The organism is Antarctobacter aquimaris, assembly GCF_900184945.1.
GTDB lineage: Bacteria > Pseudomonadota > Alphaproteobacteria > Rhodobacterales > Rhodobacteraceae > Maliponia > Maliponia aquimaris.
Genome location: NZ_FXYF01000026.1, coordinates 1 through 22,440 on the forward strand (window position 1 = coordinate 1; position 22,440 = coordinate 22,440).

Annotated in this window: 18 protein-coding genes and 4 pseudogenes; 14 read left to right on the forward strand and 8 right to left on the reverse strand. The window is 63.2% G+C overall.

The features are described 5' to 3' along the window. Positions 1 to 2 precede the first annotated feature (2 nt). The 3 genes from MAA8898_RS24415 (at position 3) to xrtE (ending at position 5,390) form a co-directional block, all read left to right on the forward strand. Entirely contained in the window at positions 3 to 3,365 is a 3,363-nt protein-coding gene (locus MAA8898_RS24415) for an SdrD B-like domain-containing protein (RefSeq protein WP_442403574.1), read from the forward strand. A gap of 147 nt (positions 3,366 to 3,512) precedes the next feature. After that, positions 3,513 to 3,701, forward strand: a complete 189-nt coding sequence (locus MAA8898_RS24420) for a hypothetical protein (protein ID WP_094023639.1) — start codon at positions 3,513 to 3,515, stop codon at positions 3,699 to 3,701. A gap of 72 nt (positions 3,702 to 3,773) precedes the next feature. Next, positions 3,774 to 5,390, forward strand: coding sequence for an exosortase E/protease, VPEID-CTERM system (gene xrtE / locus MAA8898_RS24425; RefSeq protein WP_094023640.1), 1,617 nt, complete (start codon positions 3,774 to 3,776; stop codon positions 5,388 to 5,390). 576 nt (positions 5,391 to 5,966) lie between these two features. Here xrtE and MAA8898_RS27155 read toward each other — a convergent pair. The 3 genes and pseudogenes from MAA8898_RS27155 to MAA8898_RS26965 form a co-directional block, all read right to left on the reverse strand. Next, positions 5,967 to 6,095, reverse strand: a complete 129-nt coding sequence (locus MAA8898_RS27155) for a hypothetical protein (protein WP_281252920.1) — start codon at positions 6,093 to 6,095, stop codon at positions 5,967 to 5,969. A 370-nt stretch (positions 6,096 to 6,465) separates the two neighbouring features. Beyond that, positions 6,466 to 7,860 carry a Hint domain-containing protein gene (locus MAA8898_RS24430; protein ID WP_094023641.1) on the reverse strand — a complete coding sequence of 465 codons (1,395 nt, stop codon included), beginning with the start codon at positions 7,858 to 7,860 and terminating at the stop codon, positions 6,466 to 6,468. A 172-nt stretch (positions 7,861 to 8,032) separates the two neighbouring features. Further along, positions 8,033 to 8,296: pseudogene (locus tag MAA8898_RS26965) on the reverse strand (recombinase zinc beta ribbon domain-containing protein); the annotation flags it as partial. A 15-nt stretch (positions 8,297 to 8,311) separates the two neighbouring features. Between MAA8898_RS26965 and MAA8898_RS27240 the strand changes: the two are divergent. After that, a pseudogene (locus tag MAA8898_RS27240) lies at positions 8,312 to 8,371 on the forward strand (hypothetical protein); the annotation flags it as partial. A 70-nt stretch (positions 8,372 to 8,441) separates the two neighbouring features. Further along, positions 8,442 to 8,648, forward strand: a pseudogene (locus MAA8898_RS27345) (ATP-binding protein); the annotation flags it as partial. A gap of 513 nt (positions 8,649 to 9,161) precedes the next feature. On the opposite strand, the gene MAA8898_RS24445 reads toward MAA8898_RS27345, so the two are convergent. Together MAA8898_RS24445 and MAA8898_RS24450 are read right to left on the reverse strand one after the other, a co-directional pair. After that, positions 9,162 to 9,470 (reverse strand): cupin domain-containing protein, encoded by a 309-nt coding sequence (locus MAA8898_RS24445; protein ID WP_094023642.1) that lies wholly within the window; start codon positions 9,468 to 9,470, stop codon positions 9,162 to 9,164. Positions 9,471 to 9,538: 68 nt separating this feature from the next. Next, positions 9,539 to 10,375: a cyclase family protein gene (locus tag MAA8898_RS24450; RefSeq protein WP_217900539.1), complete on the reverse strand. Its 837-nt coding sequence runs from the start codon at positions 10,373 to 10,375 to the stop codon at positions 9,539 to 9,541. A gap of 215 nt (positions 10,376 to 10,590) precedes the next feature. Between MAA8898_RS24450 and MAA8898_RS24455 the strand changes: the two genes are divergently transcribed. Beyond that, the gene (locus MAA8898_RS24455) at positions 10,591 to 11,355 is read left to right on the forward strand and encodes an IclR family transcriptional regulator (RefSeq protein ID WP_094023643.1); all 765 of its coding nucleotides are present in this window, start codon (positions 10,591 to 10,593) and stop codon (positions 11,353 to 11,355) included. A gap of 31 nt (positions 11,356 to 11,386) precedes the next feature. Continuing rightward, positions 11,387 to 11,572: a hypothetical protein gene (locus tag MAA8898_RS26040; RefSeq protein WP_141194949.1), complete on the forward strand. Its 186-nt coding sequence runs from the start codon at positions 11,387 to 11,389 to the stop codon at positions 11,570 to 11,572. 220 nt (positions 11,573 to 11,792) lie between these two features. Here MAA8898_RS26040 and MAA8898_RS24460 read toward each other — a convergent pair. Continuing rightward, positions 11,793 to 12,103 (reverse strand): annotated as a pseudogene (locus MAA8898_RS24460) (transposase); the annotation flags it as partial. 331 nt (positions 12,104 to 12,434) lie between these two features. Here MAA8898_RS24460 and MAA8898_RS24465 point away from each other — a divergent pair. Further along, positions 12,435 to 13,436: a helix-turn-helix transcriptional regulator gene (locus MAA8898_RS24465; RefSeq protein ID WP_176445312.1), complete on the forward strand. Its 1,002-nt coding sequence runs from the start codon at positions 12,435 to 12,437 to the stop codon at positions 13,434 to 13,436. A 21-nt stretch (positions 13,437 to 13,457) separates the two neighbouring features. Here MAA8898_RS24465 and MAA8898_RS24470 read toward each other — a convergent pair whose 3' ends face one another. After that, positions 13,458 to 14,150 carry a VPLPA-CTERM sorting domain-containing protein gene (locus MAA8898_RS24470; protein ID WP_094023645.1) on the reverse strand — a complete coding sequence of 231 codons (693 nt, stop codon included), beginning with the start codon at positions 14,148 to 14,150 and terminating at the stop codon, positions 13,458 to 13,460. Between the two features lie 166 nt (positions 14,151 to 14,316). On the opposite strand from MAA8898_RS24470, the gene MAA8898_RS27165 reads away from it, so the two are divergent. After that, positions 14,317 to 14,760 carry a P27 family phage terminase small subunit gene (locus MAA8898_RS27165; protein WP_094023646.1) on the forward strand — a complete coding sequence of 148 codons (444 nt, stop codon included), beginning with the start codon at positions 14,317 to 14,319 and terminating at the stop codon, positions 14,758 to 14,760. Positions 14,761 to 14,942: 182 nt separating this feature from the next. On the opposite strand, the gene MAA8898_RS24480 is transcribed toward MAA8898_RS27165, so the two are convergent. Next, complete coding sequence (locus MAA8898_RS24480; RefSeq protein WP_094023647.1) at positions 14,943 to 15,803, reverse strand: LysR family transcriptional regulator; 861 nt, start codon at positions 15,801 to 15,803, stop codon at positions 14,943 to 14,945. A gap of 93 nt (positions 15,804 to 15,896) precedes the next feature. Here MAA8898_RS24480 and MAA8898_RS24485 point away from each other — a divergent pair, with 93 nt between their 5' ends. The 5 genes from MAA8898_RS24485 to MAA8898_RS24505 all read left to right on the forward strand — a co-directional run bounded on the left by MAA8898_RS24485 (position 15,897) and on the right by MAA8898_RS24505 (position 22,427). Further along, positions 15,897 to 17,342 carry an aldehyde dehydrogenase family protein gene (locus MAA8898_RS24485; protein WP_094023648.1) on the forward strand — a complete coding sequence of 482 codons (1,446 nt, stop codon included), beginning with the start codon at positions 15,897 to 15,899 and terminating at the stop codon, positions 17,340 to 17,342. Continuing rightward, a complete protein-coding gene (locus MAA8898_RS24490) occupies positions 17,339 to 18,352 on the forward strand; it encodes a membrane dipeptidase (protein ID WP_094023649.1) in 1,014 nt (337 codons plus the stop codon). Before MAA8898_RS24485 ends, MAA8898_RS24490 begins: the two co-directional genes overlap by 4 nt. A gap of 45 nt (positions 18,353 to 18,397) precedes the next feature. Further along, positions 18,398 to 19,948 carry a BCCT family transporter gene (locus MAA8898_RS24495; RefSeq protein WP_094023650.1) on the forward strand — a complete coding sequence of 517 codons (1,551 nt, stop codon included), beginning with the start codon at positions 18,398 to 18,400 and terminating at the stop codon, positions 19,946 to 19,948. 134 nt (positions 19,949 to 20,082) lie between these two features. Then, positions 20,083 to 21,696, forward strand: a complete 1,614-nt coding sequence (locus MAA8898_RS24500) for a hypothetical protein (RefSeq protein ID WP_245853629.1) — start codon at positions 20,083 to 20,085, stop codon at positions 21,694 to 21,696. Beyond that, complete coding sequence (locus MAA8898_RS24505; protein WP_176445313.1) at positions 21,693 to 22,427, forward strand: DUF3726 domain-containing protein; 735 nt, start codon at positions 21,693 to 21,695, stop codon at positions 22,425 to 22,427. Before MAA8898_RS24500 ends, MAA8898_RS24505 begins: the two co-directional genes overlap by 4 nt. Positions 22,428 to 22,440 lie beyond the last annotated feature (13 nt).

The following is a 22,440-nucleotide window of genomic DNA, read 5'->3' on the forward strand; positions in this document are numbered from 1 at the left end:
CGCTGGCGTCCGCGGCCGGCCGGAACGAGTTCGGGTCCGAGACGCGGGTGCACATCTTCGACGATGACGGCACCTACCTGCAGACGATCAATTTCCACACCTCGTGCTCGGCGCCGATCGCCATCGGCGACCAGTACGGCTCGGTCAGCCTGGTCGGCGGCGCGCTGCTCGACAAGGGGACCGGCGGGCTGATCGAATACGGGGTCTCCTCGGGGCCCGGCGATGCCGGGGTCACCTATGCGATCGTCGGCGGCGCCGACGCGGCGCTGTTCCAGGTCGATCCCGCGACCGGCGAGGTGTCCTTCATCAACGCGCCGGATTACGAGAACCCGCTGGATGACGGCGCGGACAATACCTACGACGTGATCGTGCGCTGCACCAAGGAAGACGGCAGCTTCGAAGACACGCCGCTCGAGGTCTGCATCGAGGATGATCCGACGGATGACCCGATCTGCATAGATGAAAACACGACACCTGTCGTCGATCTGAACGTCACGGTCGAATGCGAAGAGCCGAAGGACCTGGGCCTTGACCTATGCATGGAGCGGGACGCGCTGCGGGACGCCGGGGTCGACGCGGGCAAGTTCGCCGCGGTGACCCTGCGGCTGGGCGACATGCTGACGACCACCTCGAGCACCGACCAGAACGGCAAGCTGGACGTGGGCGCGGTTCAGCCCGGGGACGACGGTGACGGCATCTACCACATTCGCGTTTCGAACAAGGACAACCCCAACGACACCAGCGAGATCTATTTCGACGGCACGGTGGCGGCCGGCGACAGCTTCACGGCGCTGGCGTCCGCGGCCGGCCGGAACGAGTTCGGGTCCGAGACGCGGGTGCACATCTTCGACGATGACGGCACCTACCTGCAGACGATCAATTTCCACACCTCGTGCTCGGCGCCGATCGCCATCGGCGACCAGTACGGCTCGGTCAGCCTGGTCGGCGGCGCGCTGCTCGACAAGGGGACCGGCGGGCTGATCGAATACGGCGGCACCTTCGCAGCGGAGGCCAACGAACCGGATATCGTTTACGCCATCGTCGGTGGCGCCGACGCAGCGCTGTTTCGGGTCGATGCTGCGACCGGAGAAGTGTCCTTCATCGATCCGCCGGACTATGAAAACCCGTTGGACGAAGACAGGGACAATACTTACGACGTGATCGTGCGGGCAACTTCCCTATCCGATCCTGACTGCGTGACCGAGACACCGATCGCGATCTGTGTCGAGGACGTGCCAGAAGCCGGGTCCCTCTCAGGCAGGTACTGGTGCGACGACAATCGCGACGGTCTCGACAATGACAACGAACCGGGCGTTCAGGGTGTTCACGTGGCTTTGCTGGATTCTGCCGGCAATCCTGCGACCGATTTTGACGGAAATCCGGTCCCGAGCACATTGACCGCCCCGGACGGCTCATACAGCTTTGGCAATCTCGCTCCGGGCACCTATTCGGTGAAATTTACCGATACCGTGTCGGGCAAGGAACTGACGACCCAAAACGTGGATGGAGACGTCTCCGACGACATTGACTCGGACGCTTTTGATCTTGGCGGCGGGATGAGCCAGATTGACGGGATCGTGGTTGTCGCCGAGCAGGACACCCCGGACAATGACGCAGGAGTCGTGAAACCTCTTGGCGCTCTCGGGGACAGGGTCTGGTTCGACACCGACCGCGACGGTGTGCAGGACGACGGTGAAACCGGGGTCGCGGATGTCACGGTCACCCTGACTGGCGCAGGCGACGACGGCGTCTTCGGCACCGGCGACGACATCACCGCCATCCGGGTCACGGACGGCAACGGCAATTACCTCTTCGAGGACCTAGAAGCGGGGGACTACAAGGTCACCTTCTCGGATCTGCCCGCCGGATATGTGTTCACCACGTTGGATGCTGGTCCGGACGATGCCATCGACAGCGACGCCGGTGCCGGGGGAATGACCGCGACCGTCAGCCTGGCCCTGGGTGACATCAACCTCACGGTCGATGCGGGAATCGTCGATCCCGGCACGGCGTCGCTCGCGGGGCGCTACTTCTGCGACGAAAACGACAATGACATCGATGACGGCGAACCCGGCGTGCCTGGTGTCACCGTGACACTGCGCACCGCGGGTGGCGCGTTGGTAAGTGTCACGACAACTGCGCCGGACGGCTCATACGAGTTCACGGGGCTGGTGGCGGGTGACTATGTCGTCACCTTCGCCGCCGACCCCACCGGCAAAACGTTCGTGACGCCGAACGTGGGCACCGATGACACGGTCGATAGCGACGGGGTGCTGAACTCCGATGGCACCGCCTCCACGGGGATCATCTCGCTGGCAATCGGCGCGCGGTCGGATGACAACGATGTTGGCGTGGAATACCCTAACAGCCCGCCCGAAGCCACGCCGGACACGGGCAAGGGCTGCGCTGACACAGAGATCCGGGTCGATCTGGCCGACAACATCTCCGACCCCGACGGCGATCCGGTCACCATCACCGCGGTCGATGGGGTCGCCCTGACCGATGGCGGTCCGGCGATCGACGTGGGTGGCGTTCTGGTCCGGCTCGAGGGTACGGAACTGGTCTTCGACGGCGAAACGGCCTTTGCCTCGCTCGACATCGGAGAGGAAGACACGGCCAGCTTCAGCTACACGATCGAAGACGGCAATGGCGGGTTGGCAACCTCCATGATCGATGTGACGTTCTGCGGTGATGCCAACTCGGTCGAAGCCTTGTGCGGCAGTCTGCCGGATGGCGAGATCACCTATCGGGTTCAATCGTCTAACATCGTTCTGCCGGTCGAAGACTATGCGTTCAACGTGCAGTTCGTTTCGACGGGTGATGCCCGCTTCGATGGCTCTACCTATTTTCAAGCGTATTGCCTTGACCGCGGTACGCCAGTGGGCAGGGCCGAAAGCTTTGGCAGCGCGCCACTTAACAGCGCCACCATGCTCTGTGCAAGCGATCCCGGGGCTGTGGCGGTCCTGTCGGGCCAGATCTCGGCCTACAATGGCAATGCGGCGGTCGACAATCTGGACATGGTGAGCTGGATCCTCAACCAGGATTTCGAGAACAGCGGCTATACCGGCTGGGAAGTCCAGCGGGCCATCTGGGAACTGATGGACAGCGATGATCTCCAGTTCCTCGATGGAGTGGATCCAGGATTCGGCAGCGATGCCAAGGTACAGGAAATCCTCGATGCGGCGGCTGTTGATGCAAGCCTTGGCGGTGGAGAGGGCTTTGTTGCCGGCGTCGGCGATGTCGTTGGCATATTGCTCGATCCGGGCGACTCGGATCCGGCGAACAAGCAACCCTTCATCGTTGCAGTGGATTGGGAAGATATCGATTGTCTGTGCACCGATAATAGCGGGATGATCTTCCTCTAAGGAACGGGTCCCGATTGCGGGACCCTCACGACGATTGCCGCCCGGGGCTCGGGCGGCAATCCAGGCGGAGCCCCCGCCGACAGGTCTGGCCTGAATTATCAACGGCAACTGACAGACCTGAAATGATTGTTCTGCAAGGAGAACGCTATGAAGAAACTGGCAATTGCATTGGCGGCTCTGGTCGCTTCTGCCAATTTCGCGGCCGCTGCCTGCGGCGGCGTTGGCGAACCGGCCTGCGTTGTGCCGGAAATCAGCGCTCTGGAAGGCACAGCAGCGATTGCAGCGCTGGCCGCCGTCGTGCTGCTGGTCTGGGAGCGCCGCCGTCGCGCGGCCTAGACGCAAATAAAAACGGAACAGGCCCGCATTTCCATAGGCGGGCCTGTTTCAAACCAATTGCCGAGAGCTGCCATGACTTCTGCCTCCACTGCGCTCGCCGCGCCTGTTTTGTCACGCGCGCGGATACTTGGTCTGGCGCTGCTGCTTGTGGCGGAATTCGGGTTGTTGGGCGCGATCTTCAAACATTTCATACCCTTTGAATGCAGAGCCAACTGGCCAAGGTCACTGTGCGAAAGTGCCGATGATGTGTTGATCTCGGGCTATGGTGCGCTTGGTGCGGTGGCGCTCTTTGTCATGCTCCTTCCAGGTGCTTTCAGCCACCTGGCCGAGGGCCAGGAATCCAGGCTCCGGCCGCTTCTCCTGAACATTTCGGGTGTCGGATTGGCGCTTCTGCCCGTCCTGGTGTTGCGCGAGGGGACAGGTGCCGCATGGATGGCCGCGACTTTTTTCGTTTGGGCGCTTGCCTTGCCGATGATCCTGGCGGGGGCAATGTTCGTGCTGGCGCCGCCGTCTGCCTGGCGTGCCTTTCTCGCCGTACATGGAGTGGCGCTGGCGCTCTGTCTCCTGGCCGGCGCGTCGATGCCGTTACTTGCGCTGCGCCTGCAGCCGCTCTGGTCACTGGACGGTCTGAGCGACGCGACCTTTGCGGCCGTGGCTTGGGTACTCGAGACAGTTGGCTATGCAGTCGAAACCTGGCCAGAGGAAAAAATCATCGCTGCGGGGGGGTTCTCGGTCTTTATCGACAAACCCTGTTCCGGAATCGAGGGGATCGTTCTGGTGACGCTCTTCGTCACACTTTACCTGGCGCTTTTCCGGCAGAGCCTGCGCTTTCCTCTCGTGCTGATCCTCTATCCGCTCGGGTTGGCCGCCTCGGCGGCCTTCAATGTGCTGCGCATAGCAATCCTGCTCATGATCGGGATCGAAGGGAATCCCGAGCTTGCCGTGGGTGGTTTCCATTCCCATGCCGGATGGGTTGCCTTTACAATCGTCGCCCTTGGAATCGTTGCTATGGCCGAGACCGTGCCCCAACTCAAGCGAAAGGCTCGTGCTGTCGGACCCTCTGCTGAGCGCGTCGCAACTCCACCGCTGTGGCAGGATCCTGTCGCCGCACGCATTCTGCCATTCGCCGTTTTCATGCTGAGCGCGCTTGTGGTGTCGATCGCCTCGCAAACACCGGACTTGCTTTACCCGCTGCGGATGATGGCCGTGGCAATTGTGGTGGTGCCGTTCTGGTCAATCTACCGGGCGCTGCCTTGGCGGCTCGATCCGTTGGCCCTTGCTGCGGGAGCGTTCATCGGCGTGTTCTGGATCGCGATCCCGACCACTGGTGACACTGCTCCGGCAACAGGTACGCTGGCCGGCGGGGCACTGGTTCTTTGGTATGCCCTGCGCGGGATCGGTACAGTAGTCTTTGTCCCGCTTCTCGAGGAGCTATTCTTTCGTGACTACCTCGAAAGTCGCCTACGGCGACGATCCGGCTTTGCTTGGACGGTGGGGGCGATGTTGGTTTCGGCAACGCTCTTCGCTGCGCTGCACTCCCGCTGGGCCGAAGCGTTCGCCGCGGCGCTGATCCTGTCAGCCGTAGCTCGGCGGAGAGAAAATATCACCGATGCTATCCTTGCCCATGCGGTTGCCAACGCCGTAGTCTTTGCTGCAGCAGTCGGGGCCGGCAATTTCGCTCTTATCTAGACAAGACTGCGGTATTGGCGGCGTGCGACGGGTGCGAGTTTGAGCGGGCTTGATATCGACGAGCGACTTCTGTGGTGCTGCCCGTTGTGCAAAGGCGTCTGGCTTTTGGCCTGATGTTCGAGTGCAGTCTCATGTCAGGCGTGTCCATGTGGCATGTTCTAGCAACTGTATCTTTCAGTGTGTGGAGGGCACCCCTTTTTGCCGACTCCGGCAAAGGGCATTTGCGAGGATGACGAGCTTTCGGGCGATGGCCGTGATGATGACCAACATGGCGAACAGCAGGTCAGGGCCGGCCGCGAGGTGCCGGCCCGGCTTTTCAGAGCTCCACCGCCTCGGCGATGTTAGGCGCGTCTTAGAGCTCGGCGCCGAGGTAGCGTACCCCGCTCTGCCCTGAGCTGGGGTCGTTGTCGGTGTATGTGGTGGATGGGGACAGTTGAGCGTTGACCCCACCGTCGAACGCCATGACGTGGTCAGCGTTGCCGCCGATGTTCAGGTCGATGATCCTGACCTGCGTGGCGCCACCGTTGTCGGCCAGCGTGTAGTCCCAGGCATACCCATTGGGTTTAGCAGGATCTCTTATCCGACGAGGGACGGATCGCTGGAGGCGACGATGGTTTGCTGGCCGTTGGTATCCTCGAACGAACCGGTAGCCGCGCCCAGCCAGCTGCCGTTATCCTCGATCGTGATAGAGATCAGGTTGATCACCGTGTCGGTTGTCGTGTTGCCATTGAAATCGACCGCGGTGAAATCGGTCTTGGCGTGTATGACGAAATTCCACAGGCCATGTGTCGGAGATTGCAGTGCGAACCGCTAATTTCTGGTCAAAGACCCGGGCCACGAACGCCCAGAACGCGAAGCGAGCCGCTGTTCGGCCAGAATACGACAATCGGTGTTCCAGGTGCGCGGATCGTGAGCAGTTCTAACTTACATCGCCCGGGTAGAACGAGGCGCCTCCTTTGCACTTGCACCTTTGCGCGCTGATCCGCTGCACCGTCGAAAATCATCTGCTATGCGGCAGCATATGCGGTCATTCAGGCTGCAGCAGATCCAAAACCACGAATGGCTGAATGCCGGTTCAGACGGCCGATGCCCCGGCCGCGTGGGAGTGGTCTGTCACGGGATGGCACAGGCTTTTGCCGTTCTTCCGGCTGCGCGCGACCAATTGTTCGATCAGCGAGCATTTCCGGATGATTGGCCGCGCGGTGACCTGGGGGCTGTCCAGTGCCGCGTGGGCAAGGAGCGGCGCGACTTCGGCCATTTCTCCGAGTTTCGCGAGGGTTTCCAGCGATTCCGGTGCCAGCAACATGCTTTCGGTCTCGGCGCCGTCGGCTTCCAGTATTTCGTGGTCGTCGAATACGAGGTGGAAAAAACTGAAATCGGCGGTGGGCGGCGCGATCTCGATCCCTTCCGCGCAGACCAGCTTTTTCGCGGCCACCAGGATTTCCGGGGCGTCGAACATGCGCTGGACAATCGGCGAGCGCAGCAGAATCCGGTGTTGCTGCGAGACATAGAGATCGCGCATCGGCAGCGTCGGTCCCAGCGCCCCGGCGCGAATACGGACCGGACGAACACGTTCGTCCTCGTTCTGGGTGGCCGCGTCGACCGGATAGCCGCCGATCCAGCGCAGGCGGCGAAAGCCGTGATCGCGTGTCCAGATGAGGTCGCCCGGTGTCAGGGACTCGACGAGGCGGTAACCACTGAAGGTGCGGATGGCGGTGCCGTTGCGAAAGCAGATGACCGTGTGGGTTGCGAAGTTTTGCGAGGTCGATGTCCCGTCCTGGGTTTCGTAGACATCGCTGCCGCCGCTGCCGCCATCTATCGTGGTGACATTTTCGTTGGTACCGGTCCGAACATAGTCATCGCCACTGCCCGCGATGATCTTATTGCCGGTGGCGTTGTCGTCCATCCAGATCGTGTCGCCGCCGCTTTCTGTATCGATCTGGTTGAAAGAGGCGTTATCGCCGAACGTAATGGTGTCAGCATTGCTGCCGGTCTTGATATTGACGAACGTGGCGTTGTCGCCGGCGGTGATCACGTCTTCGCCGCCTGTGGTGTTCCAGTCGCCGGTGGCGGTGAAATCGTTGCCCAGGGTAATCACGTCGCCGCCGGTTCCCGATCCGTCCAGCTTGTTGAGGCTGGCACCGTTGCCGGCGTTGAGCGTCAGGCCCTCGGACGCGATTGCGTCGATGTCCACGTCGCTCAGGTCGACATTGTCGGCGATGGTGACGGTCGGCGTCAGGTCCGACCCAATTTTGACTTTCAGGCTCGAGATCGGATCGGTGACGGTGTCGTTGAAGACAATATCGAAGTCATGGGGGCCGCCGCCCGAAGATATGAAATTGACGTCGGCATCAGCAGTGGCATCGAAGATGAAGACATCGCCGGGGTTGACAGTGATCGTCGACCCGGCATTCACCTCGCCAGGGTCGAGGGGCGTTTTGCTTGCAGCAACGATCGTGTAGGTGGCCATGGGGAAACTCAATATTTTTCCCAGACTACTGCCCAAAAAAAAACGAAAGCCTAACAGCTGGCCGAATTCCGGGGTCCGTTCAGCCTTCGTCGCGATCTTGGGGCCGTTATTCAGAGGGAAACGGGCCGGGACGCTGCCCGATCATCGACGCACTTCACCTATCCAAAGGCCAAGCGCCCATCCGCGCTGCCTTCCATGGCCCGACCACGATCTCGGGCTGGCGGAACACTGCACGGAGCTGGTCATTGACGGCGGCATCGATCTCGCCTGCTGGCACACGACCCACGGGACACGATCCGGCGCCATGCTTCAGCACAGTCTGGCTGACATTATAGCGGTAAAGCTTGCAGCCCTTGCGCGTGTGGGTCGGCGAGAACGCCGCACCATCCGGACCGTAGAGCAACCCTTGGAGCAGCGCGGGCGTATCGGCTCGGGTGGCTGGAGAAGGACGATGCCGGGTCCGACCGACCAGCAGATCGGCACCGGCGATAGCGCGCAGACGGTGTTCCAGCTGATGAAGGCCTATGCCTCTGGTGCACACGCTTGGTCACGGACCATCGCCGAGCGCGGCGTCGAAGGTCAGCGCCTCGGGTGGCGCACTGCTGTTCCACCTTCTCAGCAAGCTCTACGAGCGCACCAGCGTCGTCATCACCACGAACCTGAGCTTCAGCGAATATGCCAGCGTTTTTGGCGATGCCAAGATGACCACGGCACTCCTCGATCGCCTCACCCATCGCTGCCACATCCTGGAGACCGAAAACGACAGCTTCCGCTTCAAGGCCAGCACCGAGGCCGCAACCGATGTCGCGTGTCCCAGACATGGACCAAGGGGAGTGCAGCACTTCATTGGGCGATCAACTCGCATCGCACTGCGACGGCGACACGACGATCACGGATCGCTGATGCTTAAAACACATTAAATCAGTAGTTTAGAGTGGAGATGGGGTGGATGCCGCTCTCCCCTGACGGCATCGCGATGTGCCAAACTCGTGGTGTCGAAGCATAAGCTGTAGGAGAGGGCATCCATGGGAGAAGTTACCATCATTGGCTTCGATCTGGCAAAATCCGTGTTTCCGGTGCACGGCGCGGGTTCGGAAGGTTCTGTCGTCTTTCGGAAGAAACTGTCGCGGCCGCAGTTCGCCCGGTTCATGGCGGCGAACTTGTCGAGCCCGCTAGCGATGGTTGCCCGCGCGAACACCCGTCTTACTGGTTGGATTTCAAGGGCGTTCGCACCGATTGGCGTATCGAACCGCGTCGTGCATAATAAATTCAATATGTTAATGGGTGGAGAAGGTTGTCTTTCAGACCCATCCCCTCCGGCGGTTCTCGATCTTGCGCACTTCGTTCGGCGGAATGGTACAACTGTCCATCCGGCCCAGCACGGTTTCCACGCCGTCGACGATCACCGTCATCTCGCCCTCGAGCACGACATAGACCTTCTCGAACGGCGTGCTGTCAGGCCCCGCGCCACCGCCGGGCAGGAACTGGCTGAAGCCGACCCACTGGTTCGTCGGGCCGCCTTCCTCGAAGCCCTGAAGCCGCAGCCCGTGGCATTCGAAATGGTTGGGCGCGACATAGGATTGCGCGTCCCTGAAACGTTTGACATGCATGGCGTCCTCCCTCGCGCTCGCATCGTGAAAAGAGGCCGCCGGTTCCCCGGCGGCCAGTCGGGGAGTGGTCAGAACGCCGCGCCGTCGTCGATCCGGAAGTTCTGCGACTTGTCGATCATTGCGACCAGCCGAATGATGCAGCCGTCGCCGCGATCCCAGTTCCACGGGAAAAAGGCGAAGGTGCAGCGTTTTCCGGTGACCGCGTCCAGGTCGCCGCCGACGTTCTCGATACCGAGAATACCGTTCTTGAACAGGATGTTGTGCACCGGCTCCCACTCGGGGAAGTCGTCTTTCCAGTCGTTGCCGCCGGACCATTCCTTGTACTCGGCTTCCAAGTGCGGCAGCAGCGGACCGTTGCGCTGCGGGCCGATCGCGGTGGCCAGCGGGTGATCGTTGGCCTGGGTGTCGTGGCCGACGACCTTGACGCCCTTTTCGACCATCCATTCGGCGGCCGACGGCACCAGGCCCGGGCAATAGGCGAAATAGTCGCCGTCCTCGTAGTCATGGTGCCAGCCGGTGTTGATGATCAGCACGTCGCCCTTGCGGATCGCGTGACCGCAGGCCTTTTCCAGATCCTCGCCGGTGATCGACTCCCATTTCTTCTTGGGGATCGAGACAACCAGGCCGGTGCCAAAGAAATGCGGCAGCGGCACCTCGTCGATGAAGGGTGTGCCCTGCACGACGTGGGCGGGCGCGTCGATGTGTGTGGTGGCGTGCATCGTGGTGGTGATGCGTTGGCTCAGGACGCCGGACTTGGCCATGTAGTGGATACGTTCGATCTTGGTATCCTGAAAATACGGCCAGTTCGGGTTCTGGAACCCGAAGCGGTGGCTGAGGTTGTAGAACTCCAGCCCCATGTCGTTGTCGGTATTTCCCTGAAACTCGATTCCGCGGACTTTGACCATCGGATGCACCTTCTCGGTTCACCGGCGCCGGGCCGGTGTCGGATTGACTGTCTGTGCAGGAAGCTCCTCCCCCTGTCCCGAATTACGGTACATATCGTCCGCGATGCGGTGAATAAAAACCCGCAATCCGATTGATGCGCACCGCATGGCGGTACATATCTATACCAAGTCGCTACCTGCTGGCATCGGGTGCAATTGAAAGGCACAGAGCTTAGATGATTGAACAAAATGACAAAAGGGACCGCTCCGGCATTCAGGTCATTGCGCGGGCGGCCGCCATTCTGCGCGTGCTGAAAGAGGAACGGAGCGGCCTCAGCCTCGGCCAGATTGCCCGCCGGGTCGATCTGCCCCGCTCCACGGTACAGCGAATCACGAGCGCCCTTTCCGCAGAGCGGTTCGTCATCCAGGACCCGAACGGCGGCGGTATCCGGCTTGGCCCGGAACTGGGCGCCTTCGCCGAAGCGGCCAATTTCAACATCGTGGAACGCTGCCGTGCGATCCTGAACGAGGTCACGCATAAGACCGGGGAAACCACTGACCTCGCTGTGCTGCGCAATGGCAGCATGATCTTTCTCGACCAGGTGCCGGGTCTACACCGGTTGCGTACGGTATCCTCTGTCGGCGAGGTCTTTCCATTGACCACCACCGCCAATGGCCGCGCCTGCCTCGCCCTGATGCCGCCCGAAGAAGCACGTCCCCTGATCGAGGCGGAAATCCCAGACGACTCCGGTGCGCTCCAGCGTGACGCGTTGATGGCACGCCTGGGCACCATTGGTGAGACCGGACTCGCCTATGACGAGGACGAGCACACGCCCGGCATCTCGGCTATTGGCTTCGCATTTCGCGATCTCAACGGCAATTATCATGCAATCTCGGTGCCTGTTCCCAGCATGCGCTATCCGCAGATCAAGTCCGATTTGGAGGCGGCTCTCTGCGACGCCCGCCAACGTGTGAACGCCCAGTTTTCATTTATTTCCTGAGGGTTGTCAGGACTCTCTGGGTGGTGCAGTTTTGGGGCGCGTCACATCAGCAGAAGCACTGGGCCTTCGTCCAAAGCCGTGGCAGAACGGCAAGGCGATCCTCACCGCCGTGGGGTCGCGCAGCCTCATGATGCCAGATGTCTTCAAATCGAAGAAGAACTGGCGCGCGCTGATCGCTTCGAACGGCCGCGGCGCCTGTCGCCTGATCGGGGACTGACCGGCCGCCATCCCTCTACGATTCTCTCCAGTTTGACCTCCCCGGTGGGATGGGCTGGGGGATGGAGGGGGATGGTCATCCCACAGTCCGTCGCACAGCCCTTCATTTCATGGCGTTTTCCATCCCCCTCCGCATCCCCCTGCAATCCTGACGACATCCCACAGCAGGATTTCGCATTGTCCCTCCGAAGCACATGCCAACGGAGAGAACGATGCAGCAGAAGCCCTGCTGCATTGACGAGGAGGTGGATCCTGGTCGTGAAGCCACCACGCGAACGGCCAAAACCCTGTCGCGGAGTCCCCCTTCAGCGCCCGCTGCCTGGTGATGGGCGCGAACCACAGCGCTGTCGATCTTTTGCAGGGCATGCGACACCGCCCCGCTTTCGTTCAGCGCGTCCAAGATCTGCTCCCAGAGCCCCGCCAGTGTCCAGCGCCGGAACTGGCGGTAGACGCTTGACCATTTGCCGAACTCTTCCGGCAGATCACGCCAGGGAGACTCCGTGCGCGCGATCCAGAAAATCCAACCTGGAACGCCTCTTTTACGTTGCGTGCGCTTTCCTCATCTTGCCGCCTGGCGTTCGAGGGACATCGCCGAATGGAAGGCGCGCGCGTCGGCAACACGTTGTTTCCTTCCCGAAACAGCCGCAAAGGCCCGCGTCCACCCAAGACGGAGAGAATGAACTCTCACCATTGTCGAATCCGAATTCATGGTAATCTGACCGCAAGATCGACCAGAGGGTGTCATGCCCACCGAGCCCCGCGTATCGCCCGCTCTTGTCGCAGAAATCCAGGCAGCCGGACTTGACCCCGGCAGATGGCCCGTCGTCCTCGAGACCATTCGCGCGACCTTCGGTGGCGTCACGATGCAGATGTCCGGGTTCGACCTGTTCAACGGCACCGCCCATTCCGGCATCGGCGTCGGTTATGACCCGGACTTCATCGCCAGTTTCGACCGCTACTACGGCCGCATCAATCCCTTTGCCTTTGGCGATCCGCCGATCGGACGGACATTCGCGCTCGACCAGGTCGTGCCGCACGACGTGATCCTGGGGACCGAGTTCTGGGCGGACTGGCTGAGACCGCAAGAGGATCTTTCGGCGGGCGGCGGCCTCTTGTTGCCTGCCGGGCCCGGGCGCATCGTGAGTTTCGGCGGCGGTATCAGGCGCCGCGACCAGGACGCGCTCGAAGGCCCGTTCCTGGAGCTGATCGAGGCGATCAGACCCCTGGTCGCGCAGGCCATCGCCACCAACGAGGCGCTGTCGGCGCTGCGGCTTGAGGCCTGCCTGTTGCGACAGGGGGTCGAACCGGTCGGCGCGGCCGTGCTTGTCCTTGGCAAGGACCGCCGCCTTCTGTCGCTCAACGGTCGGGCGGAAGACCTGATTGCCGACCGCCGGGTCATGATCCTTGGGGCGGGCGGGCGGGTCGGGCTGTCGGACAGCCGGGCGGACAGTCGGCTGGAGGGCTGCATGCAAGGCCGGACCGGGCTGGGCGAGCTGCACTTCACCGACCGTGACGGCACTGGCGTCACCGGCCACGTGGTGCGTGTGGACGGTCGGGTCGCTGACCTGATCCCGTTCCCCAAGAGCGTCTTTGCCGCGCCGCCGGTCTTTGTGCTGGTGATCACGTCGGATCTGGCGGCGGGCGATCCGGTCGCCCTGATCGCGCGGAAGACGGGGCTCACGCGCAGCGAGGCCGCGATCGCGCTGGCCATCGCCGAGGGCGCTTCGCCGGCCGAGATCGCCGGGCAGCGCGGGCGCAGCCTGCACACGATCAAGAACCAGCTTCAGGCGGTCTATGAAAAGACCGGCAGTCACCGGCAGGCCGATCTGGTCCGGCTGGTCGAGCGGATCCGGCGGGGCGGCTGACGCCCCGCCGGACAGGGTCAGTCAGGCGGCGCGGCGGCGCCGACGCAGCAGTGCCATGCCGCCCAGGGCGACCGCCATCAGCGGCAGCGAGGCCGGAAGCGGCACAGCGGGAGGAAGACCGCCGGCGTTGAAGACGGCGGAGTCCAACGTGAACAGCCCAAATGTCGTAAACTGTTGAAGCTCGCCAAGACTGCCGTAAGTGGAAAATCCGAACTGCCCTGTCAAACCCGCAAGCTGGGACCCAGTCAGCGTGAGATTGGTGTCCAGGCTCTCAGGAAGGCCAGGCACCGTACCATAAACGTAGAGGAGTTCCGTAGAATAAGTGGAACTGGAATCGAGGTCTTCTGCGTAAACAGCCAGGTAGTCCGTGTTGGTCAGAAAAATGGCTGAATACCAAGCTCCGGTCACGTTCCGCGAAGTGCCGTTGATCGTGACCTTGGCCGAAACAAGCGGACTGGCGGCGGGATAAGTGGTTCCGCCATAAAGATAGTCATAATCCGTGCCGGTGTCGCGAAATGCGCCCGGCACCGCGGTGTCGAACACGTAGCTCGCCGTGATCGACTGACCGTCGAGCGAGCCGCCGGCGGGCCCGAACAGACCCGTGTTGTCGTAGCTGTTGTAGACCGTGCCGGTGAAGGTCGCGGTGATCGTCGCCGCAGCGGCGCTGGTGGCGGTTGCGGCCAACGCGATCAAAAGACAAAGGATCTTGGACATGTGCGTTCTCCTGAATCCATAAACCCGTACCCCGCATCAGACCCGATGCGCCCGTGCTCCGCATGATGCGAACGCACTATTCCTGGCGAAAAATTTCCATGGTCGGCCGTCGCGCCGGCGCGTCACCGGGCGGACTGCCACCGCCGGGCCACTGGTAGACGCGCGGATGCGCTTGAGCGGCTTCAAGTGGTCGCCGCCACAGGATCGGCCGCGGACCCCGACCGGAGAAACCTGTTCATCTGACAGGTGTCAGGCGGCCAAGACCTCACCCTCGGCGTCGTGGCGTTCGCTGCCCAAGCCGAACCTGAGGCCGTCTCAACGCGCACCAGGGCGGCCCTGGCGGCGGTCAAGGCCTGCCACAGCAAGCTGGGCACAGGCCGAACAGGCCCTCGACCAATTGGCCGAGCGCGATGCCGTGACGCATCACCTGATGATCCGCACCCAGGGCGGAAACGCGACCCAGAACCCGCTGGTCGGCACCGCCGACAAGGCCATGGCCGACATGGTCCGCTACGGCGCGGAATTCGGCAGGACCCCCAGCGCCAGGACCCGCATCCGGGCCGAGGGCCACTCGGTCGGGCCGGACGATCCGGCGGCGGCGTTCTTCTGAGGTCAGGGATGCGACGCGATCTCGTATCGGCTATCGCTGCCCGCAGCACAAACGTGCCGTCAGGGGCGCGACGCGGCCAAGGCCCGTGGCTGGCGCGACTGTCGACATTGCCATGACGCACCAGGACCCGGTAGTTTTCCAGGCCGCCGCGCGCGATGTCGGGTTCCTCGGCTTTGGCCCGCCTAAAGGGAGTCCCAGAACGCCTCAGCCGCGGGACCCAGGTGACGGTCTTCCGACCGGATCATGCGCAATTGGCGCTGGCTCGTTGGATCCGTCGGCATGAGGAAGGCCAGTTCGTCGGGCTGGTGATGCGTGGCGCTGCGCGGCAGTACCGTGGCTCCGAGACCGGCGCGAACGAAAGACAGCAGCGCGGTCGTGTTGCGCGCCTCCAGGTTGCACGCCGCCAGCGATCGTTGCACGCTGGAATGGTCGACCAGATGGCAGAGCGGGTTTGCGATGAGCTGTTCGAGCTCGAGCAGGGTCCATGAAACCGTGCCTGTTGCCGCCGCTGCAAGCGAGATCGGGCCATCCTTCCGACAGACGATGCCGAGGTCGTCCTGCAGTATGACGTTGCCATCCGCAGGGTCGCCGACCGTTGCGGACAGGATGCCGATATCGGCGGCGTCCAGCTTTACCTGGCGGCGGACGGCAGCACTGTCCATGTCGCTTATTTCAAGCCTCACGTCCGGACGGATGCGGCGGAATGCGGCGATGACCCCCGGCAAGACAGCAACAGTCGCCGACGGCACCGCCGCGATGCGCACGGTGCCTGCCGTTGAGATTGCGTGCCGCCCGATGGCCTCGATGCTGCGGGCAAAAGCGTCCGTGGCGCGGCTGCTTTCCTCCAGGACGAGTTGGCCCAGCGGTGTCAGCCGGTTCTTGCGGTCGGTTTCAAACAAGGGTGCACCGATGTGGTCTTCCAGTTGCGCGAGCGTCATCGACACGGCCGACGGCGTGCGGGCGAGCAGCGATGAGGCCGCATTGAGCGAACCTTGCTCGGCAACGATCCGAAAGGTGCGCAGCATTTCCAGCTTGATTGCCATTTCAGATTTCCTAAAATTACCTTAAGATATTCAAGATTGCCTGAAATACCTGCCTTCGTCTAGGACTGATGCCAAGCAAGACGAGGACAAGCTATGCAAACCGGACTCTATATTGATGGTCGTTGGGAAACCGGCGCAAGCGAGATCGAAAACCGTAACCCGTCGGACGTGTCGGACCTGATCGGCAGCTATGCTCAGGCCAGCGCGGATCAGCTGGACGCCGCGCTGGCCGCCGCGGGCAAGGCGCAAAGGAAGTGGTGGGCTGCCGGCATTCAGAAACGCCATGACGTGCTGATGGCGATCGGCACCGAGCTGATGGCGCGTGCCGGGGAAATCGGACAGATCGTGTCGCGCGAAGAAGGCAAGCCGCTGGCCGAAGGCAAGGGCGAGGTCTATCGCGCCGGGCAGTTCTTTACCTATTACGCCGGTGAATGCCTGCGCAATCAAGGCGATCTGGCCGAAAGCGTCCGCCCCGGGGTAGAGATCGACGTGCGCCGCGAGCCGGTTGGCGTGGTCGCGATCATCAGCCCCTGGAACTTTCCCGTGGCGACTCCGGCGTGGAAAATCGCGCCCGCACTGGCCTTCGGCAACGCGGTGATCTGGAAACCCGCCAACCTGACCCCGGCCAGCGCGGTTGCCCTGACCGAGATCATCGCCAGGCAGGATATTCCGGCGGGTTTGTTCAACCTCGTCGCCGGTCCGGGCCGCGATGTCGGCCAGCGCCTGGTGGAAAGCCGCGACGTGGCGGCGATCAGCTTTACCGGCTCGGTCCCCGTGGGCCGCGGCATTGCCGCCTCGGCGATACAGAACATGACCAAGGTGCAGATGGAGATGGGGTCGAAAAACCCCATGGTCATCATGGACGATGCCGATCTCGATCTGGCGGTCGCCTGCGCCTCCGGGGCCGCCTTCGGGGCGACGGGCCAGAAATGCACCGCGGCCTCGCGGCTGATCGTGCACGAGGCGATCCACGATGCCTTTGTCGAAAAACTGGTGAAGGCGGCCGAGGCGCTGAAGGTCGGTCACGCGTTGGAAGAGGGCACGCAGCTTGGCCCCGTGGTCAGCGAAGCGCAACTGACGCAGAACCTCGCCTATGTCGAAATCGGCAAGAGCGAGGGCGCCGAACTGCTGACTGGCGGCACCAGGCTGGAGCGGGCGACCGAAGGATACTACATGTCCCCGGCGGTTTTCGCGGGCACGCGCAACGACATGCGGGTCAACCGCGAAGAGATGTTCGCACCGATCACCTGCGTCATCAAGGCGGGCAGCTACGACGAGGCGCTGGCCATCGCCAACGACACCGACTTTGGCCTGACCGCCGGGATCATGACCCGTTCGCTGTCGCGCGCCAGTCACTTCCGCGCCAACATGCGCGCCGGTTGCGTCATGGTAAACCTGCCAACCGCCGGCACGGATTACCACGTGCCCTTCGGCGGACGCGGTGCGTCGTCGTACGGCCCGCGCGAACAGGGCAGCTATGCCGCCGAGTTCTACACCACCGTCAAGACCTCTTATGTCGCGGCAGGAGAGCCGGCATGAGCGTGCTGATCGACGGGTTGCAGTACGCCAACTGGTCGGAGAAGGTCTTCCGCCAGATGCGCGCGGGCGGCGTGGATGCGGTGCATGTCACCATCACCTACCACGAGACCTTTCGCGAAACCGTGCTGCAAATCGAACGCTGGAACCGCTGGTTCGAGCAGTACCCCGACCTGATCTTTCAGGGCCGCACCGCCGCTGACGTGCAGCGCGCAAAGGACACCGGCCGCACCGCGATCTTCTTCGGTTCGCAAAACCCCTCCTGCATGGAGGACGATATCGGGCTGGTGGAGATCCTGCACACGTTGGGCCTGCGCTTCATGCAGCTGACCTACAACAACCAGTCGCTTCTGGCCTCGGGCTGCTACGAGGACGAGGACACCGGCCTGACACGCATGGGTCGCGAGGTGGTGACCGAAATGAACCGGGTGGGTCTCGTGGTCGACATGAGCCATTCCGGCGAGCGGTCGACGCTGGAGGCGATCGAGCATTCGACCCGCCCCATCGCGATCACCCACGCCAATCCCGCCGGCTGGCACCAGGCACTGCGCAACAAGTCCGACAGCGTGCTGACGGCATTGGGCGAAAGCGGCGGGATGCTGGGCTTTTCGGTCTATCCGCATCACCTGAAAGGCGGCACCGCCTGCACGCTACAGGGCTTTTGCGACATGATCGCGCGGACCGCGGACCTAATGGGACCGACCCATGTCGGGATTGGCACCGACCTCTGCCAGGACCAGCCCGACAGCATCGTGGAATGGATGCGGGTCGGTCGCTGGACCAAGCGGATCGACTATGGCGAGGGCAGCGCTGCGGCGCCCGGGTTTCCGGACATGCCGGGCTGGTTCGCCGACAACCGCGACTTCGGCACCATCCGGGCCGGACTGCGCGCCGCCGGAATGAGCGACGCGAACGTGGACGCAGTCATGGGAGGAAACTGGCTGCGGTTCTTCGAGACAAGTTTCGGCGCAGGTCGCGGGACCGACGAGGCTCGTACACGCGCTGCCGAATGATCTGACCCGCGGTGCGCGGGGATTGCGTTTCTGGGAGGAACACCAATGACTGTTACGACTGAACCTGGCGGCTTGACCGCGGGTCTTGGACGGGTGGACAAGCCCTTGTTCGCCATCACTGGGGGCTTCATCGCGCTGTTCTGCGCGCTGGCGCTCTACGACATCGACCTGCTGTCGCGCATGGTCGACTGGGGCTTCAACTTTTCCGCGACGTATTTCGGCCTTTACTGGCAGGTGCTGCTTCTGGCGACCTTCCTGATCGGTCTGGTGCTGTGTGTTCTGCCCGGTTCCAAGACCCGCATGGGCAACCTCGCCACACCGGAATTCACGTTTTTCCAGTGGGGATCGATGATCATGTGCACCCTGCTGGCGGGCGGCGGGGTGTTCTGGGCGGCTGGTGAACCGATTGCCCATTACCTGTCCACGCCGCCGCTGTTCGGCGACCTGAGCGCCGATCCCAAAGCGCAGGCCGACGCCGCGTTGGCGCAGAGCTTCCTGCACTGGGGCTTTCTGGCCTGGGCGATCCTGGGGTCGCTGTCCACCGTGATGCTGATGCATTACCACTACGACAAGGGCCTGCCGCTGGCGCCGCGCACGCTGCTTTATCCGCTGTTCGGCGACCGGGCGATCAATGGTCCCATCGGCCTGATCGCGGATGCCTCGTGCATCATCGCGGTGGTCGCGGGCACTGTCGGTCCGATCGGTTTTCTCGGCTTGCAGATGTCCTATGGCTTGAACGCGCTTTTCGGCATCCCGGATACCTTCGCGACCCAGACCGTGGTGATCCTGGCGCTGGCCAGCCTCTACACCGTCTCGGCCATTTCCGGCCTGTCGAAAGGCATCCAGCTGTTGTCCAAGGTCAACGTGATCCTGGCCTTCGTGCTGCTGACCTTCATGCTCATCGCCGGTCCGACATTCTTCATCTTCGACGGCTTTGCCGGCGGCATGGGCGTCTATCTGTCGAACTTCTTCGACATGGCGCTTTACCGTGGCGACTCGGGCCTCTTCGGCGAGCCGGGCTGGCTGGGCTGGTGGACGGTGTTCTTCTGGGGCTGGTTCATGGGGTACGGGCCGCTGATGGCGATCTTCATCGCGCAGGTCAGCCGGGGCCGTTCGATCCGGTCCATCGTCCTGCTGCTGTCCATCGTGGCACCCATCGTCACCAACTTCTGGTTCACCATCATCGGCGGAACCGGGATCGCGCTGGAACAGATGACGCCGGGCGTGATCTCGGGACCGTTCGAAGGCTTCAACCTTCCCGCAAGCCTTCTGGCGATCACCCAGGCGCTTCCGCTCGGCTTTCTCGTGTCGCTCCTGTTCCTGGTGCTGACGATGATCTTCGTGGCCACCACCAGCGACTCGATGAGCTATGTGATCGCGACCTCGATGTCCGACGACACTCCTTCGGCCGCGCTGCGCGCCTTCTGGGGGCTGGCCATGGGCGTCATGGCGCTGATCCTGATCTCGACCGGATCGGGTGGGATCGGCAAGCTCCAGAGCTTCATCGTGGTGACTGCCGTGCCGGTGTCTCTGATACTGCTGCCCTCGCTTTGGGACGCACTGCGCATCACCTTGATGCTGGGCAAGAAAGCCTGATCGCATGTCAACTTGCGCGGGCGGAACCACACCGCCCGCGCCATGCCACCGAGACCCGCGAGGAACCCATGGATTGCGCTTCCCTGAACCCAATGCCCGAGGCCGCCACTTTCCGCCGTCCGCCGTCGCAGGTGATGCGCCTGGCACGGATGGGAAGTGCGCACCCGACACGGCTGTCCTTTCTCCGAAATCTCCTGCGCCGGGTGACCCGCGAAGGCTGGACGTTCGACCGCCCGGTCTGGGAGATCGATGACAAGGGCGTCGGACGCGCCGTCTATCGCGCCGCGGGGCCTGATCGCACCTACTGCCTGGTGGCTTTCGCACATGACCTGCCGGACGAGATGCGCTCGGATCGGGTGATCGCCACGGCCTGGGATGCGACCTTTGCACTTTTCGACGGTGAACCCACAACCGACGACCTTGACCGCCTTCAAGCCAATGTGCCGTTGCAGGAAGCGGGACGTGTCAGCCCGCGCGAACTGTCGCTCAGCCGCGCGAACCGCTCGGTACGGCTCTTTGCGCATGTCATCGGGCGGCTGGCCGAGGGCCTGCAACCCGATGTCGCCGAGGTCGAAGCCGTCGGATACCTGATGCGGACCACGGCCGTCTACGGCTCGGGCAAGTTCGGTGCGGCCGACCGCGCGGCCATTGCCGACCGGCCGGAACTCAGCGCGCCCTTCCAGGCAGAGATGCTTTCGGTCTGGCTGACGCGGCAATTCACCGTGGATATCGCCGAACACCTGGCCGCCGTTCGCGGGGGTGCAAAGGCGGTGCGCCTTGATCCCGCCATCAGGCAAGGCCTGGGTGTCGGCAATTCCACCGGGCTTGGCATGGCGCCGTTCCTGGTGCGTCACCCGGCCTTGCTGAACAACTGGATGATGGCGCGCGAAGAAGCCCTTGCCCGCGTCCGGTCGCAGGCCACGGCGGATCCCGAAGCCGTGGCGGGGTTCCGCGCGGCCCTCGCGGACGCCCGGGAGAACGCCACGCTTTGGCATTCGACCCATCCGATCCAGATCGGGAAACTGGACGCGCTGCGTCGTGATCTTTCCCGTCTTGCCGATCGGATTGCGGACTGGCCCGAGACCGGTGCGAACAGACCCTGGGACGCGCTCTGGCGCTGGGGAGAGTCCGAGCTGTCGCTGGAAGGTCAGGAAGCGCTGCTGGCGCTGATGCTCGAGCCCCACGGCGATCTTGTCGACGGGCTGGCCGACTGCATGACAGCGGACGAAAAGGCTTCGTTCCGGCTCGATGGCGCGATGACGGTGGCGACGCTGTCCGCCAGCCTTGCAGAGCACTACGACTGGGCGCTGGCCACGGACTTCGACCGGCCGGAAAACTCCGCGCGGTTCTGGTACGTTTCCGAGGAAAAGCTGGAACCGCGGCTGGGCAACCGGTTCGAGGAGGGCGGCGCCACGCTGGAGCAGCCGCTGTGCATCGCACGGATGGCACGAGACCTGCATTCGGCGCTGGCCGGCTGGCCGGGTGATGCAACGCTGGCCGCGTTCCTGCTCGCCCACCCCGAGCATCGCTTCATGGCGCGACGGGCACAGATCGTGCGCAGCCATCCCTATGCCGAGGTGCACGACAACCTGATCGCTGAAACCATGCTGCCCATCGACCTGATGCGATGCAAACTGGCCTTCTTCGGCGCCAGCCGCTTTGATCCCCGGTCCGACAAATGGGTGCGCATCAGCCTGTTTCAAGGACTGCCCTATCCATCCGACGTGACCCCGGGAGACTGGACATGACCACTGCGCATCATCTGGACCTGGAACCCAACGACCCGACGAGGTCGGGCCCACCGGTGCCCGCGGGCAATGGCGCGCGCCTGTCGCAGAACGAGGTCGAGCAGCTGTGTCTCAAGGCCGCGCGGGGTGCCGGCATGAGTTGGGGGCTGGCCGAAGAGGCCGGCTTTGCCGCGGCCTGGCTTGCGATGCGCGGGCTGGACGGACCCGGTGTCCTGTTGGCGCAGCTCCGGGATGCGATGGACCGTCCCTGGCACGAGATATGCCCCGTGGTTGCGCCGGGACGCTTTCAGGCGGCAGAGGGCGGTTGTCTCTGCCCGATCGCCCTTGGCGCCGCGCTGTGCGACCATGCCCGCTTGCCGGAAACCGCCCTCGACGAGACACCCTTGCGAGTCGGCCCGGTCAACCACCCCGTCCTGTTGCTGGCCTTTCTGTCGGACCTCGCCCAAGCGCGCGGCGGCTGCGTGCGGCTGGACTGGCCGGGCGGCACGGTGCTGCTGACTGCGGATGGCCAGGTTTCCGGTGACACCGCATTGCTTGCGAAAGAGACCCGGCTGGTCGCCGAGCTGTCCGTCCATGGCGCCGCCCCGGATCAGTGGGTGCAGCCGGACGCACCGCTCTTTGTGCCATCGGCAACCCTGAGCGGTCTCAATGCTTTCGCGCTGCGCACCACGGTGCCGGCATCCGAAGCCTCGCGCGCCGGTGCCGGCGCTGCGGTTGGCGACAACGATTGAAAAAAGGAACGAA

Coding starts and splice junctions, on each gene's coding strand:
- MAA8898_RS24420 (WP_094023639.1), top strand. CDS start 3,513: ATGAAGAAACTGGCAATTGCATTGGCGGCTCTGGTCGCTTCTGCCAAT.
- xrtE (WP_094023640.1), top strand. CDS start 3,774: ATGACTTCTGCCTCCACTGCGCTCGCCGCGCCTGTTTTGTCACGCGCG.
- MAA8898_RS24430 (WP_094023641.1), bottom strand. CDS start 7,860: ATGGCCACCTACACGATCGTTGCTGCAAGCAAAACGCCCCTCGACCCT.
- MAA8898_RS24445 (WP_094023642.1), bottom strand. CDS start 9,470: ATGCATGTCAAACGTTTCAGGGACGCGCAATCCTATGTCGCGCCCAAC.
- MAA8898_RS24450 (WP_217900539.1), bottom strand. CDS start 10,375: ATGGTCAAAGTCCGCGGAATCGAGTTTCAGGGAAATACCGACAACGAC.
- MAA8898_RS24455 (WP_094023643.1), top strand. CDS start 10,591: ATGATTGAACAAAATGACAAAAGGGACCGCTCCGGCATTCAGGTCATT.
- MAA8898_RS24465 (WP_176445312.1), top strand. CDS start 12,435: ATGCAGATGTCCGGGTTCGACCTGTTCAACGGCACCGCCCATTCCGGC.
- MAA8898_RS24470 (WP_094023645.1), bottom strand. CDS start 14,150: ATGTCCAAGATCCTTTGTCTTTTGATCGCGTTGGCCGCAACCGCCACC.
- MAA8898_RS27165 (WP_094023646.1), top strand. CDS start 14,317: ATGCGCTTGAGCGGCTTCAAGTGGTCGCCGCCACAGGATCGGCCGCGG.
- MAA8898_RS24480 (WP_094023647.1), bottom strand. CDS start 15,803: ATGGCAATCAAGCTGGAAATGCTGCGCACCTTTCGGATCGTTGCCGAG.
- MAA8898_RS24485 (WP_094023648.1), top strand. CDS start 15,897: ATGCAAACCGGACTCTATATTGATGGTCGTTGGGAAACCGGCGCAAGC.
- MAA8898_RS24490 (WP_094023649.1), top strand. CDS start 17,339: ATGAGCGTGCTGATCGACGGGTTGCAGTACGCCAACTGGTCGGAGAAG.
- MAA8898_RS24495 (WP_094023650.1), top strand. CDS start 18,398: ATGACTGTTACGACTGAACCTGGCGGCTTGACCGCGGGTCTTGGACGG.
- MAA8898_RS24500 (WP_245853629.1), top strand. CDS start 20,083: ATGCGCCTGGCACGGATGGGAAGTGCGCACCCGACACGGCTGTCCTTT.
- MAA8898_RS24505 (WP_176445313.1), top strand. CDS start 21,693: ATGACCACTGCGCATCATCTGGACCTGGAACCCAACGACCCGACGAGG.